Origin of the sequence: Pigmentiphaga sp. (assembly GCF_033795525.1) — a bacterium.
GTDB lineage: Bacteria > Pseudomonadota > Gammaproteobacteria > Burkholderiales > Burkholderiaceae_B > Pigmentiphaga.
Genome location: NZ_JARYGM010000032.1, coordinates 1 through 550 on the forward strand (window position 1 = coordinate 1; position 550 = coordinate 550).

General features: G+C 65.8%; 1 protein-coding gene. It reads left to right on the top strand.

The annotated features are described in order from the left end of the window. The coding region (locus QHC78_RS21085) for a TonB-dependent receptor (protein WP_413816508.1) at positions 1-550 on the top strand (550 nt) is incomplete at both ends.

The following is a 550-nucleotide window of genomic DNA, read 5'->3' on the forward strand; positions in this document are numbered from 1 at the left end:
GCCAACATCGCTTCCTCCCCGAAAATGACGGCGCCGCTGCTGGACACGCCGCGTTCGGTCACGGTGATCACGGAACAACTGATGCGCGATCGCGCGGCCACGTCACTGATGGACGTGCTGCGCACCGCGCCGGGCATCACTTTCGGCGCAGGCGAAGGCGGCACACCCACTGGCGACCGGCCATTCGTGCGCGGCTACGAGGCCAGCACCGACATGATGGTCGACGGTATGCGCGACCTGGGCCGCTTCTCGCACGAAACCTTCAACCTGGAGTCGGTCGAAATCCTGAAGGGGCCGAGCTCCGCCTATTCAGGCCGCGGTTCGACCGGCGGCAGCATCAACCTGGTCAGCAAGAGCCCCAAGCTCGAGAATTTCGCGGAAGGCACGGTCGGTGTGGGCACCGACGACAACTGGCGGCTGACGGGCGACGGCAACTGGGCCTTGGGGGAAAGTTCGGCCTTCCGCCTGATTTTGATGAAGCAGGGCGGCGACATCCCGGGCCGCGATCACGTCGAAACCGACCGCTGGGGCGTCGCACCCTCGTTCTCCT